Here is a 17,418-nt window from a genome sequence, read left to right on the forward strand (position 1 = left end):
ATTAGATTAATATTAGCAACAACCCGAATCTGGTGTACAGCAGGAGTTTTGATCAGCTTTCAACTCGCTCAGGTTTATCTTTTGTTTTTCCTGAGGAATTCCACATGCATCTTTAGCTAAACACGCAGTCAGTTTATTTTTTAACACGAAGTTTTTACCGTTAAATTCCAGATCATATTTTCCAATGGTCTGGTCCTGATATTCCACTTCAATTTCAAAATCTCCGATCCCTAGCTTTTCTTGGGACAGATTGATGATATGAAGCAGTTTTCCAGGTTTCAGACGGTGTTCAAAATCATCTGCGTCCCACAACTGGAAATTCACTCTTTCTTCTTTTCTGATGGTTCCTCCACAGTCGATAAAGTTTTTAATTACCATCCCTACTTCCGTTACATGGAAATGTTCCGGGACTAATTTTCCGTTCTCCAGCTGGAATTCTACATTGTCCAATGCCGGTAAAATGTTTTTAATGTCTGATAATTTCATAGATTTTTGTTTAAATTGTTATAATGCAATATTACGATAATGAAAGTCAAAAAATTTTTAGCAACAGTTCTGCTTTTTCACCGTGGAAATAATGTTTGAAAAGAAAGCATTTAAAATTTCAAAAGCTTTTTCATCAATACAATAACATACGGAATTTCCTTCAATATTTCCTTTGATCAGACCTGCGTTTTTAAGTTCTTTAAGGTGCTGGGAAACGGTAGGCTGTGCAAGAGGAAGTTCATTCACGATATCCCCGCAGATGCATTCATTGACTTTAAGAAGGTATTCAATGATGGCAATTCTCGCCGGATGCCCTAAAGCTTTTGCAATGACCGCTATTTTGTTCTGCTCGTCCGTAAAGAAATCTGTTTTTGTAGCTCCCATAAGATTTAATTATATCGCAATATTACGATAATAAATTTTTACTGCAAAATATTTTAGTCATTTTTATCAGGTCAGGAGGTTTGAAGATCAATGACTAAGCTTGTTTTCATCAAATTTTAAGGTAACTGTTAAAAATGAATGTCTAATAGTAACTTCCAGCCTCCCTCTTCCAACTTCCAACCTGAACCCAGTTCAGACAAACAAAATCCCTGCAGAAAATTTCTACAGGGACCGCACCAATTTATAATATATGAATATGAAATTCCGAAGATGATAAGAAAGGAAGCCAGAGGATGGAAGAAGGAAGTCACTATACTCTAAAAAAACAACTAAGTCCTTTAGTTTGTCAGAAAATTATCCGTCTAAACAAAACTTCCAACCTCTCTTCCCAACTGGATAAATTAAAATATTTCTTCTGTAAGTTCTTTATTGACTACTGCTCCGGCGAAATTTCCCTGCGCTATAGCATTAGCGACAGATCTCATCATGGTTACATTATCTCCGCATGCAAAAACACCCGGAATATTTGTTTTCTGCATCATGTCAACTTTGATAAAACCCTGTTCTGTAAGTTCACAGCCGAGATCTCCGGAAGCATTGATATTCTGCTCAAATGGTATTTTGGCATATAAAGCCTTTAAAGAAATTTCTTTTCCGGTCTTAAAAATAATTTTCCGGATTTGCCCACCTTCATGTTCAATTTTTTCAACTTCATCTTCTACCAGGATGATATTATTCTCGGCCAGTTTATGTTTTTGCTCTTTGGAAAGAACCGATGGGCCATTCGTCAATAAATAAAGATCTTTCGTTAAGTTGTACACCAGTTTTGAAAAGTCATAAGCCATATCACCATCTGAAAGTATTCCGGTTACTTCATTTCTCACTTCATACCCATGGCAGTAAGGGCAATGCAGCACTGAAATTCCCCAACATTCTGCAAATCCGGGAATATTGGGCATGAGATCTTTCACCCCTGAAGCCAGGATTAGTTTTTTAGCATTGAACTTTTCACCACCATGCGTTTCTGCTTCGAAGCCTTCGTCCGTTTTTTTTACTTTAACTACGGAATCTTCATGAAACTCTATGGTATCATATGCGGCAACCTGTTCGCGGGCAAGATCAGAAATTTCCTTTGGTGTTTTTCCGTCGTGGGTAATAAAATTATGTGAATGCGGAGTTTGTCTGTTGCAGGGTTTTCCACTGTCGATGATCAGAACATTTCTTAATGACCTTCCCAAAGACATTCCGGCCGATAATCCGGCATAACTTCCTCCTATGATGATAACGTCGTAGTTTTTCATGAATGATGAATGATGAATGATGATTGCTGTGAGAAGGTTTACCATAAGCCTGTCTCAACTTCTTTGTTTTTCTCTTTTGCTTTGACAAAGTTAATACAAAATTTAATTAAAGTAACAATGTTGCATTAATATTTTCTATCATGATCATTTGATGAAAGAAAGGATAAAGAAAAACAGCTGATTTTAAACCTGTAAAGAATTTAAAATCAGCTGTCAGTTGATATATGATGGAAAAGTTTTGCTTAAAGAAAGGAAGTTTGAGAATGAAAGAAGGAAGTTATGGAAAACCCGAAAAGAGATTTATATTTTTTATCAAATTTAATTTAACTATCAGAGCTAACATGACGGATAGTAACTTCCAGCCTCCCTCTTCCATCTTCCAGCCATATTCTTTAACACGCTCGAATAGTTTAATTCTTAAACAGTTTAATGGTATAGTCTAAAAGTTCCTGCCCTCCTATTTCTCCATGTCCCGGCATTACGATCTTCACGTCGGGATATTGGGCTTTTATTTTTTCAACGGTTTGAGACCAGGCCTGAACATTAGCATCACCCAGATAGCCTTTCGTAGCATCTACTTCTTTGATCAAACAACCTCCGAACATGGCTTTTTCATCAGGAATATAAGCAACAACATTGTCTTTTGTATGTCCTTCTCCAAAGTATTTCAATACAATTTTATGTTTTCCAGCATTCAGAGTTAAGGTGTCATTGAATCCGTGACCGGGAACGTTGGCGCCCGTTTGTTTTGCCAGCTCTATGGTTTTATTATTGGCATAAGACGGAATATTATTTTTATCAAATTCTTTCAGTCCGCCCAGACAGTCATCATGAAAATGGGTCGCAACAACGGCATTCACCTTTGAATGAAGGTTATTTTTGATCCATGAAATCAATTCTTCAGAGCTTTTATCGTTGGTTGGTGTATCCAGAATTACGGTTTCATTACCATCTTTTACAATCATTCCATTGCATTCCACTTTTCCAAATGAATCCGTATTTAAATAGGATATATGCTGATAAATACCATCCGACAGTTGAATGATAGACAAATTATCAGTTTTGTACATCACTTTAGCTTTCTCCTGTTTTTTCTGAGAAGTACAGCTAAAAGCAAACAGCGCTGAGGATAACAGCAAAATTTTAGACAGTGATTTCATAGGTGTATTACATTACAGCTAAATTAGAAAATATTTCTCCCTCTAAGGGGATAAGCCATAGTTAATTAAGTGTTAATATCACCATTTCGCTGTATCAATTTCACTTTGAATTTTCTTCCTGATATCAATTTTAGCTCCTTCAAAACTAAAGATGGTAGTTCCCTTTTCCCTGGCAAACTTATTGACAATGGAATCAGCCGCTTTACCGCTGTTAAAATAATGACCTGTTTCTTTGAGTTCATCTTCATCTTTGGAAAATTCTTTCACGCGAATCAGATTAGCATACTTTTTACTCAGATCAAACCAATTGATGTAATCTGCATTAAAGGAAACCGCTTTTATATCATTTTTTGAATAATAATTGATGGCTCCTGCCTGTCCGTAATTATCACAGAGAACTAGTGTATTTCCGGATTTTGACAGGTGGGCATATTCTTTATCTACTTTTTCAGCAAGCTCTTTCCAGCCCTGCATATCTGCAAAATCCTGAGGTAGCGGATGATCTTCCCCATCTTCCCAACGGAGCAGTCCCATTTTTTTGTACGGTTCGGGATGACTGATAATGTATTCCGTACTTTTATTGGGAAAAGCGACCTGATACAACGGTAGAAATAGCAAAATAGGAAGTACAATAAAGACCGGTTTAAGAAATTTCTTCCAGCCATTCTCAAAAATAGGAGCCAGAAAAACAGCCCCGAATCCTATTAATACAGGATAAAGACCAATGGCATAATAATCTTTAGCCTTAAAAAATACAAACAGGACGATCGTCACGATATACATCCAAAAGAAAGACCTGAATTTCTCAAACGGCTTATAAAACAGCAAGGCATACAATCCTGCTATGATTACTAAAAATGAGCCTATAAAAAACAAAATCTGGGATTTAAAAAAGTCAAATCTATCGACATGTACCAGCTGTCTTTCTGCGAGTTCTTTCATATGGTGGATCACAGGAAAACCGTTACTATATTGCCACAGCAGATTGGGCAGCATAATCATAAGGGCTAATAATCCGGCACCATAAAGATGGGGCTGGAGAAAGATCTTCCTCTGCTTTGTCAGTAGAACAGCGGGGATAATTCCCAATACGGAAAAGACAATATTGTATTTATTCAGGAAACCTATTCCGAAGATCACAGCGGCTATGTAGAGCCATTTTATTTTTTCGGAATTAAAATACCTGGTCAGTACATAATACATAAGTGTCCAAAGAAGAACTTCCAGAGAAGTCGGCTGAAAAAGCATATTGAGCCGGAGCAGTACTGAAAGCAGAATTCCCGTTGAGGCCAGAATTTTGGCATATAAATTACCCTGAAGTTCTTCAATTATTTTCCAAACCACAACAATCGTCAATGCTCCGAAGAGGGCCGGAAAAAATTTAACCCAAAAGACTGAACCTCCGGCTATTTTAACCAGCCAAGCCAGCCATGAATTAACGGGCGGCACAGAAAGGTATCCCCACGCAAGATGCCTGCCCTGATCAAGGTGTAAGTATTCATCCCGGTGCAGTTCATATTCAGGGCTGATGAGGGAATACTGGAGAATGAATTTTGCGATGATAAAGAAAAAGAGAATCAGGTAGTTTTTCTTCATGGGAGGATGATTTTAAGCTGTTTCAAATTTCTGACGGATTATTTCTGCTTTGACATCGGATACTTTTCGTGTCCAAAATTGAATATATTCACGTTTTTCAGGAAATTCCCGGTCCGTTTTATTTTGGCCGCTGAGGACGTTGTCTTTGTACTCTTCCAAAGTATTTTTTAAGTACTCTTCATAGTCTTTAGAGTTTTGGGGAATGTAACCAATCCCGTCACACCCGCAGCTGTGAAAACACCTTCCAATGATAAAGAGGCCTTCTACAATTTTCCATTCTTTAACAGCGGTTTTTTTTGGGGCTTTAAAATCCCATCCCAGGTCTGCCATCAGATTTCCACATTCGGGACATTTGATTTGCCTTGCGTTGATCTCTTCTACCAGTGCATCCAGTTCTTCTTTTTTAGCTTTTGTAAAAACATCGCCCACTTTTCTTATCGTTCCATCCGGCTGGTGATAGACTTTTTCTTTTTCAATTCTTGAAAGGATATCATACGTATCGGTCTGCTTAAATGATTTTCTGCATTTAAAACAGGTGTAATGGGATTTATATGTTTTTCGGGCATACCTGCACATGTCTTTATTTTAGTATCAAATTTACCAATTCCATTTCAGAGATGAACAGACCTTATCCATAAAAAAATCCTGAGAAAAATTTCCCAGGATTTTACAGTTTAAATATATAGTGATTGTTTACTATTTTTTCTTTTCTTTAAGCTCTTCCTTGTCTTTATCGGAAGGGTTCCATACTTTCACTTCAGAGTCTTTGCTGATTCCTGAAAGGATCTGTACATTGATTCCATCGCTGGCCCCTAATTTCACATATACTTTCTTGAACTTTCCATCCTTCTGCTTTACTTCTACGAAAGGTGTGTCTTTACCGTTTTTCTTTTCGTACTGAACCAGTGATTCATCCAACAGCAATGCGTTTTTCTCAGATTTAAGTACAATTTCTCCGTTGGCAGAGAAACCGGCTCTGATATATTCATTGTTAGGATTCGTTACATCTCCTTCTACCGGAAATTTGATGGTTCCCAAGTTGTCTTTTCCTTTAGGCGCGATCATCGTCAGTTTTCCCGGGAATGTTTTGTTCTGAAGGGCACCGATCACGATTTTCATATCCATTCCCTGCTTCAGCTTTCCAGCCTGAGCTTCATCTATTTCTCCCTGAAAGATCAAATAATTAAGGTCTGCAATAGAACAGATCGTTGTACCTGCATTGAACGAGTTGGCCTCGATTACCTGGCTTCCTACTTTCACAGGAACTTCAAGAACGGTACCTGATGCTTTGGAACGGATCTGTGTTGTGGCCAGCCCCTGAAGTTCAGGAGTCGCTCCGGTTTTTACAATCAGTAATCTTTTTTGAGCCGTCGCCAACTGTTGGTTAGCATTTCTAAGACTCTGCTGTTGTGAAAACAATTGCTGCTGTGAGTTTAAATACTCCTGCTTAGAAATTACACCCTGCTTAAACAGTTTTTCCTGCATAGCATACTGCTTCTGCATATTTTCAACATTCATTTGGGCATTACTGATCTGCAGCTGAGAGTTTACCACTTCCTGCTGAGCGTTGTTCACATCAGCAATGTTAGGAATAATTCTCACGGTAGCGATCAGCTGTCCTGCTACCACTTTATCGCCTTCATCTACCAAAATTTTATCAATGATTCCCGCAATGTTCGGCTTGATCTCAATTTCTTCTTTCGGAACAATTTTTCCTGTCGCCATCACCTTATCTTCCATGTTCTGGTACGATGGTTTTCTGGTCAGGAAAGCTTCACTCTCTTTAGAATTTGATTTCACGAGATACCCGATCCCGAAGAACAATGCCACTGCAAATAAAAGCCCCAGTACAATATAAATGGCTTTTTTCCAAGTGAATTTCTTTTTCATATTTCTAGTTTATTTTTTACTATTAAAAGGAGGAAATTGATTGAAAAGATTTAAATATTTAACGATTTAAACATTAAAAAAATCCGTCCCTATTTTCAAATTTCCAAATTATTTCATTTTCAAATTAACACATCAGCATTACTCCGATCTCAATGCTTCAATAGGTCTGATTTTTACGGCTCTCTGTGCCGGGATCATTCCGATAATAAGGCCCAGGATCACCATTACAGCCATAGCTCCGAATACGTTTCCGTAATTGACCGTCGGATTATAGAAAGGGAATTCATCCTGGTTCTGCGTCACTGCATTTAAAATAATGAGGACAAAGATTCCGCACATGAATCCGAGAATCCCCGAGGACAGCGTAATCACTACACTTTCCAACAGAATCTGGTTTCTTACTTCGGCAGGTTTTGCGCCTAAAGCTCTCCGAATACCGATTTCTTTGGTTCTTTCTTTTACGGTGATCAGAAGGATATTCGAGATGGCGATAACTCCTGCAAGAATGGTCAGCGTTCCTACGATAATGGTGAGAAGCTGCATTCCGGTAAGGAATCCCGTCAGTTTTTTAAATTCTTTTCCTAAGTTGAAACTTCCAAAAGCATTGGTGTCTTCGGGAGATACTTTATTTTGAGTTTTCAGTACCTGCTTTACATCTTCCTCTACTCCGTTTACATTGGCATTGGGCTTACTTACAATCGCAAACATGTCAATCTGTTCTCCGGCATTATACATTTTGGTATACGTGGAAAGGGGAATAAATGCAGTCTGGTCATTTTCAAATCCACCCCCTTTTTTCACCCTGAAAACTCCGATCACGTTAAAAAATATTCCTTTTATATTGACCTGTTTTCCTACCGGATTTTCTTTTTTCTTGGCATCAAAGAAGTTCTTGTAGATCTCTTCTCCAATCACCACTACATTTTTATTTCCCATCACATCGGCATCATTGATATAACGTCCGAAAATAAGTTTCTTCTCTGAAATTTTATTTCCCACCGAGTAATCCCCCGTAAGCGAATAAGTCCCGTTTTTTCCGTTTCTGGACATCGATTCGCCAGGTGTTCCGGTAAAGCTTCCTCTTGCATTTTGGGGTGAGATATAATCGATAGCACTTACTTTTCTTTTCAGCATATCCATATCGGATAAGTTGAGATGAACCTGTCTGCCTTTGGGAAATCCATCATAAGGAATGGAAGTTTTCTGAGCCCAAAGAAAAATAGAATTGGTAGCAAATCCGGAAAATAGTTTATCAAAACCATTCTCCATCCCTTTTGCTGCTCCAAGAAGACTCACATACAAAAACATTCCCCAGCCTACACCAATCATGGTAAGGAACGTACGAAGCTTATTATTCCTCAGTGAATAATAAATTTCCTGCCAAGTATCTTTTTTAAATAATATGTTCACTTCTTTGAGTTATAAGTTTAAAATATAATTGATGATTGATAAATGATAATTGATCATCACATCACTATTCGGTTCTTAACGCCTCTATCGGTTTGATTCTCGAAGCTCTGTACGCCGGAACAAATCCTGCAATAAGCCCTGAAAATACCAAAGCAATAAATGCCATAAAGATGGTCACCCAGCCTACGCTAGGACTTTTGATAAAATATTCTTCGAGACTGTCTCCGATTAAGCTGAGTGCCAGAACGCCTATTCCCACTCCAACAATACCTGAAACTACCGTTATTACGACACTTTCCTGCACAATCAGCGCTACAATACTTCTTGGTTTGGCACCGATAGCCTTACGGACACCGATCTCTTTGGTTCTTTCTTTAACGATATACACCATGATGTTACTGATCCCGATGATCCCCGCCAATAATGTTCCCATCCCGATAAAACCTACAATAATGGTCAGTACGGCCATAAACTGGAAGGTTTCATTCATATTCTTGGCATTATTCCAGACACGGACTCCGTTTTCATCGTCTGGAGCAACATTCTTTCTTGATTTTAATCTGTCTTTAAGTTCGTCACCATATTTAATGGCTTGTTCGGGACTCAACTTTTCATTATAGGCGATATATACCGTCGATACCGTATCAGAGCCTTTTTTCATTTGCTGAAGTGTCGTGATAGGAACTGCAATATGTCTTTCGTCCCAGTCTCCTCCGTCATCAGAAAATACGCCTACCACTTTGAACATGGTTCCATTGATGTTCAGGTCTTTTCCTACCGGACTTCCGTTCTTAATCAGGTCACGCTGAACCATTCTTCCGATTACGGCAACGTTTTGCTTTCTCTGAAGATCCATATCCGTCAGATAACGTCCGTCCAGCATTTTTCTGTTCTCAATGACCTTTTCTCCCGGTTCTGCACCATTTACCTGGTAAGTACCGCTTTCTTTGCCGTATTTCACCATTAAACTTGTGGTGTATCTCGGGCTGGCATCGCCTACTTTGTCTTTATCTGCATTGATCAGGAAGTCGTAGTCGTCATTATTCATGGTGACTGTTCTGTCAGACTGAAGCCCTTTATAAGCCATGGTGGTTTTACCCGTATAGATCGTGATCAGATTCTGTGCATCTCTTGCAAAACCTTCGGTAAAAGCATTCTGAAGCCCCTTTCCTATTCCGAAAAGAACCACAAAAATAAACAGCCCCAAAGCCACTGTAAACCCCGAAAGCACCGTCCGCAATACATTACTGCGAATAGAACTGAATATTTCCTGCCAACGATCTAGGTCAAACATAGTTTTATTTTTTACTTTGTAAAAAGTCAATTAACTGCGTTGTAAATTTTCTTCGAAGTCAATTAACCTTGTTGTCAATGATAGAATTGTTTCTAAAATAAATTTTTATCCTCTATTGACAATTCACAATTATTTTTTACACTTTTTTTCAACATCCCACTTAACAAGATAAATGTTGTTTTTATTAAGTTTCCAATTTTTATTAATTCTTCTTTTTTGATATAATTACAATCTATAACGATATCAAAACACGAATCTAGTTCTATCACCGAACCTCTGGCTATTTCAAAATATCTTTTTCTTTCAATTTCCGACTTTCTGGAACACCCTTCTGTTATATTCAATACAACCGAAGTTGAAGCTCTGCGTATCTGATCTGTAAGATTAAATCTCTCACTATCCGGAATCACAGATAAAATTTATAACATTCAATTCTTAACTGTCTGGCCGATTGATAAACATCAAGTTTATAATGGTTCAGATTCAAAAACATGATTACTTTTTTTCATTTGTATTTGTGTGTTCTTTATTACTTAATTAAAATTGATAATTCACCATTCACCATTGTTTACAAAACAACCTGCTTAATAAACTCATCACTTTCAATGATGCCGTCTTTCAGGATAACGTTTCTTTTCGTTTGTGCAGCTACATCCGGTTCGTGGGTGACAACGATAATGGTTCTCCCTTCGTTATTGATGTCCTGAAGAAGTTTCATAATATCATGCGTTGTTTTGGAATCCAATGCTCCGGTTGGCTCATCTGCCAGAACTACCTTAGGATCTGTGATCAGCGCTCTTGCGATAGCTACCCTCTGTTTCTGTCCACCGGAAAGTTCGTTGGGTAAGTGATCTGCCCATTGAGCAAGACCTACTTTCTCCAGATATTCCATTGCTTTTTTGTTACGTTCTTTTCTGGGAACATTCTGATAGTATAAAGGAAGCGCTACATTTTCCAGAGCCGTTTTATAGCTGATCAGGTTGAAAGACTGAAATATAAAGCCCAGAAACTTACTTCTGTACTCTGCCGCTTTCACCTCAGAAAGATGTTCGATAGGAACGTTGTCCAGCTCATAAGTCCCTGAATCTTTTTCATCCAGAATACCGATGATATTAAGAAGCGTGGACTTTCCGGACCCGGAACTTCCCATAATAGAAACAAACTCGCCTTCGGAAATATTAAGATTAATACCCTTAAGAACGTGCAGCTTGCTTTTCCCCGTATCGTATGATTTATGTAAATCCTGAATTACTAACATTAAGTGATGCTTGTTTTATACCCATATAAGTAGACGATACTTTCAATTTGTTACAAGAACAATAATTTATTCGAATATTTTATTGTTTAATTAATTTCACCTTTGTTTATAGTACATTACATTAAACTGTTTAACTGTAAGTGTGTTTTTTCATTTATTTTTTCTTCACAACCCCTTCTAAGCCATTATTCGTGCTGGTTTCATGTAAATGTGGAAAACTTTTAGAGTTAAAACTCAGCCAATTAGTATTTACCCCTTTCAAAATCAGTTCTTTTTTTCGAACTTTGTCATTAGTTCTTTACAAGAAACCTCCAGTCACCAATGTGAATATGTTTCTCACGTAAATACCAAACATACAAGAAGTTAAGCATTACTTCCACGTTATCCACAGTGATGCTGATTATTTAATTTTAAAGATATTTTAATATGGGAATTTTCGATAAGAGAGTAAGTTACAAGCCATTTGAATACCCTGAGGTTCTTCAGTTTGTAGAGGCGATCAACAAATCGTTCTGGGTGCATTCGGAAGTGGATTTTACTGCAGATGTTCAGGATTTTCATTCGCAGTTAGAGCCGAACGAAAAACACGCTGTGAAAAATGCATTGCTTGCCATTGCACAGATCGAGGTGTCTGTAAAGACATTCTGGGGAAACCTATACAACCACTTACCAAAACCTGAACTGAATGGCCTTGGAGCTACTTTTGCAGAATGTGAATTTCGCCATTCCGAAGCCTATTCCCGTTTGGTAGAGGTATTGGGATATAATGAAGAGTTTACCAACGTCATAGAAATTCCTGCCGTAAAAAAGAGAATCGATTTCCTTTCAAACGTCTTGAAACATGCCAATTCCACTACACCGAAAGAATACGTATCTTCCCTTTTATTATTCAGTATCCTGATCGAAAACGTATCGCTTTTCTCACAATTCGCGATCATCCTTTCTTTCACAAGATTCAAAGGATATATGAAGAACGTTTCCAATATCATCGCATGGACTTCTATCGACGAGCAAATTCACGCTAACGCCGGAATCTACCTGATCAACAAAATCCGTGAGGAACAACCTGATCTGTTAACAGATTCTGACATCGAAGACATCTACACCCTGGTAGATCAGTCTATCGAGTTGGAAGGTGAAATTTTAGACTGGATCTTTGAACTGGGAGAATTAACCGTTTTCTCAAAAGAAGATCTTCTGAACTTCATGAAATACCGTGTAGACGACAGCTTGAAGAAAATCGACATGGAAACCCGTTACAACGTTACTCCTGAGCAATACCGTCCAATGAAATGGTTTGAAGAGGAAGTTTTCGCGAACTCTATGGATGACTTCTTTGCAAAAAGACCGGTGGATTATACAAAACACGATAAGAGTATTACGGCGAACGATTTGTTTTAATATCAATGTGGGTGGGCGCGAGTGAAGCGAGCGTCAAAGCAGATAGTATTAGCAATAATATTCAATTTGCATCATCTTAATAAGTTTTCGTTCCCTGGAATAACACGATAATTCAAAGCACAAAAAATGATTAATGTAATCGTAACCTACACCGTAAACCCTGAATACGTTTCAGAAAACAAAATCCATATTCAAAAGTTTCTGGATGATTTTAAAAATCTGGATCAGGAGGCATTTGAGTATAAGGTTTATGTAAAAGAAGACGGTGTTACTTTTTTACATTATTCAAACTATATCAATGAAGAGGTTCAGCATGAGGTTTTAAATGTACCGTCTTTTAAAGAGTTTCAACGATTAAGAGACGAAAGCGGACTGAACGGCACGCACAAAGTGGAAATTTTACAATCAATATAAAAAGCAACAAAATTCCGAAGCATAAAAACTGCCCCGGAATTCGAAAATATAACATCTATGGAAGAGCAAAATTCAAATATATGGTGGCTCAATGAAGAGTCTGAGCAGATGCTGAACAGAGGATATCTCCTAAAGGGAGAAACTGTGGACGGAGCCATCGACAGAATTACAACGGCAGCTGCAAAAAAATTATACAAACCTGAATTACAGGCTGCTTTCAAAGAAATGATCACCAAAGGATGGATCAGTTTCTCATCTCCCGTATGGGCGAATATGGGAACACAGAGAGGTCTTCCTATTTCTTGTTTCAACGTACACATTCCAGATAGCATTGAAGGCATTACCCACAAAATGGGTGAAGTAATCATGCAGACGAAGATCGGAGGTGGAACCTCAGGATATTTCGGGGAATTGAGAAACAGAGGTACTGCCGTAACAGATAACGGAAAATCTTCAGGAGCGGTTTCGTTCATGAAATTATTCGATACCGCAATGGATGTCGTTTCTCAGGGAGGTGTAAGAAGAGGTGCTTTTGCTGCTTATCTGGATATTGACCATGGTGATATTGAAGAATTCTTATCCATCAAAGATATCGGAAGCCCGATCCAGAACTTATTTACAGGAATTTGTGTTCCTGATTACTGGATGCAGGATATGATCGATGGTGATATGGATAAGCGAAAAATCTGGGCAAGAGTTCTTGAAAGCCGCCAGCAGAAAGGTCTTCCATACATTTTCTTTACCGATAACGTTAACAGAAACAAGCCGCAGGTTTATAAAGATCTTGGAATGCCTGTCAATGCTAGTAACCTTTGCTCTGAAATCATGCTTCCTTCTACCAGAGAAGAATCTTTCATCTGCTGTCTGTCTTCCATGAACCTGGAACTGTATGACGAGTGGAAAGATACAGACGCTGTAAAACTGGCTGTTTACTTCCTCGATGCAGTCTTAACTGAATTCATCGAAAAAACAGAAGGAAACTATTATCTACAAGGAGCCAGAAACTTCGCATTACGCCACAGAGCGCTTGGATTGGGAGTTTTAGGATACCACTCTTATTTACAGAAAAATATGATTCCGTTTGAAAGTTTTGAAGCGACTCAGTTCAATGCAAGAGCTTTCAGACACATCAAAGAGCAGGCAGAAACTGCTTCAAGAGAATTAGCAAACATATACGGTGAACCAGAATTATTGAAAGGATACGGATTGAGAAATACCACAACAATGGCTATTGCTCCTACGACTTCAAGTTCTGCGATCCTGGGACAGACTTCTCCGGGAATCGAGCCGTTTGCGTCCAACTATTACAAAGCAGGTCTTGCGAAAGGAAACTTTATGCGTAAGAACAAATATCTGGCTAAATTACTGGAAGAAAAAGGTTTGGACAACGAAGAAACATGGAGAACGATCATGCTGAACCACGGTTCTGTACAGCATTTGAAAGAGCTTACCGATGAGGAGAAAGCAGTATTCAAAACGTTCAAAGAGATCTCTCCGATGGAAATTATCTCTCAGGCTGCCCAAAGACAGCAGTATATCGACCAGGCTCAGTCTCTGAACTTACAGATCCCATCTACAATGCCGGTAAAAGACGTCAACTATCTTTACATCGAAGCATGGAAAAAAGGAGTAAAAACACTTTATTATCAAAGAAGTTCTTCAGTTTCTAAGGAAATGATGGTTAATTTCGTGAGCTGTTCTGCTTGTGAGGCATAAGACTTAATAAATAATAAACATCAGCATATAGTAAAGCACGCTTTTCAGCGTGCTTTTTTTATTTCAAAAAATTTAACATCAGGAATAAATAACACATATTCTGGGAAATGCTAGCTATAAAGTACTATAAAAAAGCTCATAAACAGATGAATATGAATTTTAACAAAAATTTAACATTTACATTTTAAAAAGTTATTTTCCGTTAATCATTCATGAACATTGAAAATATCAGCCTTCCACTCCCCGACCAGTGAATCAAGTCCCTCTACTAAAGGCTTTCCGTTATTAATATCAATCAATTTTATATACATTTGTTTAAAATCTACTAAACAAATTAACTTTTTAATGAAAATATTATTTTAAAATCAGACTTTTCTTGATATTAAATAATAACAGAAACACAATTGAGACTTCTATTTAATACAGGTAATCTGCTATGATTTTTTAGTGAATATCCTATGTTATTAAAATTAAACATTTACAAGCAAAATAGACCCATAAGTGAAAATAATGCATTTTTTAATTATACTGAGAAATTAAACTTTCTTCACTATACAAAATAAAAAGGGAGAATATAGAAATGTATTAAAATAAACAAAAACACACAAAACACTTGTATACAATTCACTAAATGATGAATTTAAACACAACACAAATTTAGAAATTAAAATTAATCATAAACAAATATCAGTTACAATATAAAATACACAAAAACTTCATATTAAACATTTAATTTTCTATTGGCAAGAAGTTTGTTAATAGTACAAAACACACAAAAAAAATTATTTCGAACATGTACAAAATTATTACTTTAGTTTTGGTAATGGCTTTTTGCTCCATTACTGCACAGGTGGGTATCAACACTTCTTCACCTAATCCAAGCTCCGTTTTAGACGTCACAAGTACTTCCAAAGGAGTTTTACTACCAAGAATCAGCAATCTTTCATTAGTCACCAATCCGGCAACAGGCCTCGTTATTTTTGACACAAACAAAAAATGTATCAGTCAGAATGTAGGTACTCCTGCAGCTCCGGACTGGGTATGTCTTTCTCCGTATGTAGCTAAATTTTTCTACATGCCAAGCGTAGTTTTTGATACTACCACTACCGGAACCGGACAAACGAAAGATCTGTACACCATGTATAAAAACCAGTTTTCGAACGTACCGACTAATGCAAGAAGTGCATCAGCGCCTGCTTCGATTCCGTTTTTTCCCAATGCAACAGATCTGTACTATTATGTAACGGGCTATGATACTTCTGTTTTCAAAATCAACAGCATCAGCAGCACGGGCGTATTGAATTACGATGTTTTATCAAATGCTACTTCAGCGTCTTTCATCAACATCGTATTTGTTGTAAAATAAGCAGCTATGAAAAAGAATTATAAAGGGCTGTCCCTGATGAGCCTGGTTTTCGTACTGCTTACCCATTTCGTGTATGCGCAGACAGATAGTACTGAAGTAGCCAGTATTTACGGGTTTTATTCCTATTCGAGTTCGCTGATGAATGCTTCTTCGGCCTCAGAACTTTCAATACAGGGAAATGCCTCACATACGGCTACCGGAGTACAGCTTACGCCCGCCAGTTCGGGGCAGTTTGGAGGATTGTTTATCAACGGAAGAACTTTCACTTCGGTTAACGGACTTCATGTTGAATTTGAATATGAGATGAAAAATGGAACTGCCTTAGGGGGTACTTTTGGAGATGGTTTATCATTCTTCCTTTATGACGGAGCCGTCACCAGCCCTACCATAGGATCACCTGGTGCCGGAATCGGATATTCTTACAACAGAACAAAGGATACTTATGCCAGCCAGAGAAAAGCAGGTTTATCAGGAGCTTATCTGGGTATTGCACTGGATGAGTTCGGGAATTTTAAATCCAAACGTTTTCAGGGCGACTCCAGAGTGAATGGTATTTCAGGCGTAACATGGAGCCAAGCGGCCAGTCATGTCACTTTAAGAGGGGCAAGAGGGGCTGCGATCAATACAACAGGTCTCGGAGCCGGATTTACAGGATATCCTGTTTTGGTAACCCGTTCTACCTTAAGCAACACGGGAGCTGTGGGTAGAATCCTACAGGCTGACAGAAGCTACTTAGCGACTTCCAATACGCTGGCCTCCGTTTTTGACCTCAGAAACAATGCCGGAGAATTCAGAAAAGTCTATCTTGACCTGATTCCGCATTTTACCAGCCCGACAACAACGGATGGATTTGATATCAAAGTGGATATTCAGACCACTCAAAACGGAACTCCTACAAATATTATCAACTATTATCATTATAAAACTTCAGTGCCTTACACTGAAAATGCGAATCCGCAGACTTCTGATTTTAATACTTCAGATACGGAAGGAACCGCCACTTCTCAAACACTGGACGCAACAGTTCCGGCTGTTCTGAAGTTAGGTTTTGCAGCCGCTACAGGAGCCGCGTTTCAGCAGCATATCATCAGAAATGTGAAATTAACGCTTCCTTATGCAGCCGTGACGAACGATGATGTGACTTCTACCTGTAAGTTTCAGCCTGTGAATATTCCGGTTTTCGCTAATGATATAGCCTATAAGGGAGCTATCAGCATTACAACTCCGCCTACGGCAAGCAATACAAATATCGATTATTCAACCTTCAGTTTTACAAAAAGCAGTGATACAGATCTTACGCTGTACCGCAAAAAAGTAACTCCACAGGGAACATGGACTTATAATAAATCGACTGGTATTGTGACTTTCAATCCTTCAAGCGGATTTACGGGAACAGCTACAATGACGTACACCGCAAAAGGAAGAACGGTAAAAGATTCAAACGGAAAGATCATTGAACCTTATGGTGACACCGCTTACCGCTCGGTTCCGGCAACCATCACTGTCAATCTAAAAACCACAGGATGTATCTATTCCGTGATTTCCAACAGAATGGTAACACAGGGTGTAAAATAAGACACAGAAGAAAACACAAATACCATTATAAAAAAGCAGCAAAAAACCATAGACTTTTCTATGGTTTTTGTTTTATAATACCTGGGTTATCAGATTGTTTGAAGATATTCTGTTTGTGTATATTATTTTTAATGTGATGCAAAAAAACTCTATTGATGCTGTTATTT

The 17,418-nt window shown here is 38.0% G+C and carries 16 protein-coding genes; 5 read left to right on the forward strand and 11 right to left on the reverse strand.

The features are described 5' to 3' along the window. Positions 1-12 precede the first annotated feature (12 nt). From N0B48_RS22475 to N0B48_RS22525, 11 genes are all read right to left on the reverse strand, one after another. Positions 13-486, reverse strand: coding sequence for a DUF6428 family protein (locus N0B48_RS22475; protein WP_259841701.1), 474 nt, complete (start codon positions 484-486; stop codon positions 13-15). Positions 487-543: 57 nt separating this feature from the next. Then, a complete protein-coding gene (locus N0B48_RS22480) occupies positions 544-870 on the reverse strand; it encodes an ArsR/SmtB family transcription factor (RefSeq protein WP_034729278.1) in 327 nt (108 codons plus the stop codon). 401 nt (positions 871-1,271) lie between these two features. Next, positions 1,272-2,171, reverse strand: a complete 900-nt coding sequence (locus tag N0B48_RS22485; protein WP_259841704.1) for an NAD(P)/FAD-dependent oxidoreductase — start codon at positions 2,169-2,171, stop codon at positions 1,272-1,274. A gap of 410 nt (positions 2,172-2,581) precedes the next feature. Next, positions 2,582-3,331, reverse strand: coding sequence for a subclass B1 metallo-beta-lactamase (gene bla / locus N0B48_RS22490; protein ID WP_259841705.1), 750 nt, complete (start codon positions 3,329-3,331; stop codon positions 2,582-2,584). A gap of 78 nt (positions 3,332-3,409) precedes the next feature. After that, on the reverse strand, positions 3,410-4,927 hold the full coding sequence (locus N0B48_RS22495) for a glycosyltransferase family 39 protein (RefSeq protein ID WP_259841706.1): 1,518 nt from the start codon (positions 4,925-4,927) through the stop codon (positions 3,410-3,412). Between the two features lie 12 nt (positions 4,928-4,939). After that, positions 4,940-5,503, reverse strand: a complete 564-nt coding sequence (locus tag N0B48_RS22500) for a hypothetical protein (protein ID WP_259841707.1) — start codon at positions 5,501-5,503, stop codon at positions 4,940-4,942. Between the two features lie 120 nt (positions 5,504-5,623). Continuing rightward, entirely contained in the window at positions 5,624-6,817 is a 1,194-nt protein-coding gene (locus N0B48_RS22505) for an efflux RND transporter periplasmic adaptor subunit (protein WP_259841708.1), read from the reverse strand. A 138-nt stretch (positions 6,818-6,955) separates the two neighbouring features. Further along, a complete protein-coding gene (locus tag N0B48_RS22510; protein WP_223606148.1) occupies positions 6,956-8,227 on the reverse strand; it encodes an ABC transporter permease in 1,272 nt (423 codons plus the stop codon). Positions 8,228-8,291: 64 nt separating this feature from the next. Further along, complete coding sequence (locus N0B48_RS22515) at positions 8,292-9,521, reverse strand: ABC transporter permease (protein WP_259841709.1); 1,230 nt, start codon at positions 9,519-9,521, stop codon at positions 8,292-8,294. A gap of 92 nt (positions 9,522-9,613) precedes the next feature. Beyond that, complete coding sequence (locus tag N0B48_RS22520) at positions 9,614-9,931, reverse strand: four helix bundle protein (protein ID WP_259841710.1); 318 nt, start codon at positions 9,929-9,931, stop codon at positions 9,614-9,616. Between the two features lie 158 nt (positions 9,932-10,089). Beyond that, entirely contained in the window at positions 10,090-10,779 is a 690-nt protein-coding gene (locus N0B48_RS22525) for an ABC transporter ATP-binding protein (RefSeq protein ID WP_223606150.1), read from the reverse strand. Between the two features lie 426 nt (positions 10,780-11,205). On the opposite strand from N0B48_RS22525, the gene N0B48_RS22530 reads away from it, so the two are divergent. The 5 genes from N0B48_RS22530 to N0B48_RS22550 all read left to right on the forward strand — a co-directional run bounded on the left by N0B48_RS22530 (position 11,206) and on the right by N0B48_RS22550 (position 17,251). Then, on the forward strand, positions 11,206-12,180 hold the full coding sequence (locus N0B48_RS22530) for a ribonucleotide-diphosphate reductase subunit beta (protein WP_259841713.1): 975 nt from the start codon (positions 11,206-11,208) through the stop codon (positions 12,178-12,180). A gap of 126 nt (positions 12,181-12,306) precedes the next feature. Next, positions 12,307-12,594 (forward strand): hypothetical protein, encoded by a 288-nt coding sequence (locus tag N0B48_RS22535; RefSeq protein WP_259841715.1) that lies wholly within the window; start codon positions 12,307-12,309, stop codon positions 12,592-12,594. Between the two features lie 48 nt (positions 12,595-12,642). Further along, positions 12,643-14,310 (forward strand): ribonucleoside-diphosphate reductase subunit alpha, encoded by a 1,668-nt coding sequence (locus N0B48_RS22540; RefSeq protein ID WP_223606731.1) that lies wholly within the window; start codon positions 12,643-12,645, stop codon positions 14,308-14,310. A 793-nt stretch (positions 14,311-15,103) separates the two neighbouring features. After that, positions 15,104-15,676, forward strand: a complete 573-nt coding sequence (locus N0B48_RS22545) for a phage tail-like protein (protein ID WP_259841717.1) — start codon at positions 15,104-15,106, stop codon at positions 15,674-15,676. A gap of 6 nt (positions 15,677-15,682) precedes the next feature. Continuing rightward, positions 15,683-17,251, forward strand: coding sequence for a hypothetical protein (locus N0B48_RS22550; RefSeq protein ID WP_259841718.1), 1,569 nt, complete (start codon positions 15,683-15,685; stop codon positions 17,249-17,251). Positions 17,252-17,418: the final 167 nt, after the last annotated feature.

Source organism: Chryseobacterium herbae (assembly GCF_025154075.1).
GTDB lineage: Bacteria > Bacteroidota > Bacteroidia > Flavobacteriales > Weeksellaceae > Chryseobacterium > Chryseobacterium herbae.